We start from the raw sequence: 1,815 nt of genomic DNA, 5'->3' as shown, positions 1-1,815 counted from the left end.
GCCAGTCCCCGCAGGCGGCGCACCGGCCCCCGCCGGCGGCGGGGCCGCGGACCGCCGCGGCTGCCGGGCCCCCGGGACCACCAGGACACACGAAGTGCACGACACGACGGGCGATGCGGGTATGACGGACGCGACGGGCACCATGGACCGCGAGACCTTCCGGAAGCTGGCGGCTGACCGCCGCGTCATCCCCGTCAGCCGCAGGCTGCTCGCGGACGGCGACACCCCGGTCGGCCTCTACCGCAAACTGGCCGGCTGCACGGGCCCGGCGACCGGAGCCGGGGCCGAAGGCCCGTACGGCGAGGTCGGTCGGCCCGGCACCTTCCTGCTGGAGTCGGCGGAGAACGGCCGGTCCTGGTCGCGCTACTCCTTCGTCGGCGTCCGCAGCGCCGCCACCCTGACCGAGCGGGACGGCCGCACCCACTGGCTCGGTACGCCCCCGGTCGGCGTGCCGACCGACGGCGACCCGCTGGCCACCCTGCGCGCCACCGTCGAGGCCCTGCACACCCCGCGCGACCTGGGCGGCCTCGTCCAACTCCCGCCGTTCACCGGCGGCATGGTCGGCTACCTCGGCTACGACGTCGTGCGCCGGCTGGAGAAGATCGGCGACCGCGGCCGGGACGACCTGCACCTGCCCGAGCTCACCATGCTGCTCACCTCGGACCTGGCGGTGCTCGACCACTGGGACGGCACCGTGCTGTTGATCGCCAACGCGATCAACCACAACGACCTGGACACCGGCGTCGACGAGGCGTACGACGACGCCGTCGCCCGGCTCGACGCGATGACCGCCGACCTCGCCCGCCCCGTGCCCAGCAGCCCCACCGTGCTGCCGCCCGCCGAACTGCCGGAGTTCACCGCGTTGTGGGGCGGCGAGGCGTACGAGGACGTGGTGCGCGACATCAAGGAGCGCATCCACGCGGGGGAGGCGTTCCAGGTGGTGCCCTCGCAGCGGTTCGAGACGCCGTGCGAGGCCAGCGCGCTGGACGTCTACCGGGTGCTGCGGGCCACCAACCCCAGCCCGTACATGTACCTCTTCCGCTTCCCGGCCCCGGACGGCGGCGCCTTCGACGTCGTGGGCTCAAGCCCGGAGGCGCTGGTCAAGGTCGAGGACGGGGCCGCGATGCTGCACCCGATCGCCGGCACCAGGCCGCGCGGGGCGACCCCGCAGGAGGACGCGGCGCTCGCCGAGGAACTGCTGGCCGACCCCAAGGAGCGGGCGGAGCACCTGATGCTCGTCGACCTCGGCCGCAACGACCTGGGCCGGGTGTGCGAGCCGGGCAGCGTGGAGGTGGTCGACTTCATGTCCATCGAGCGCTACAGCCACGTCATGCACATCGTCTCCACGGTCACCGGCACCCTCGCCGCCGGCCGTACCGCCTTCGACGTGCTCACCGCCTGCTTCCCGGCCGGCACGCTGTCCGGCGCGCCCAAGCCGCGCGCCATGCAGATCATCGAGGAACTCGAACCGACCCGGCGCGGGCTGTACGGCGGCTGCGTCGGCTACCTCGACTTCGCGGGCGACTCGGACACCGCGATCGCCATCCGCACCGCCCTGTTGCGGGACGGCCGGGCCTATGTGCAGGCCGGTGCCGGCGTGGTCGCCGACTCGGACCCGGCGGCGGAGAACGCCGAGTGCCGGAACAAGGCCGCGGCGGTGCTGCGGGCGGTGAGCACGGCCAACCGGCTGCGCCGGGCGTAGTGGCGGGCCCGGGGTTGGGCAGGGGACCCGGGGCGGTGGCAGCGGACCCGGGGCCGCCGACCCGGGACGGGGGGGGGGCGGGGGGGGCGGGGCCCCCCCCCCCCCCCCCCCCC

At 75.2% G+C, this 1,815-nt stretch carries 1 protein-coding gene; it reads left to right on the top strand.

The window, feature by feature from the left end; translation table 11 throughout:
• Positions 1–142: 142 nt before the first annotated feature.
• Positions 143–1,702 carry an anthranilate synthase component I gene (locus AAHZ94_RS33560; protein WP_349997475.1) on the top strand — a complete coding sequence of 520 codons (1,560 nt, stop codon included), beginning with the start codon at positions 143–145 and terminating at the stop codon, positions 1,700–1,702.
• The last annotated feature ends 113 nt before the right edge of the window (positions 1,703–1,815 follow it).

Origin of the sequence: Streptomyces sp. HSW2009 (assembly GCF_040240285.1) — a bacterium.
Lineage (GTDB): Bacteria > Actinomycetota > Actinomycetes > Streptomycetales > Streptomycetaceae > Streptomyces.
This window is presented reverse-complemented; position numbering and strand designations above follow the sequence as displayed.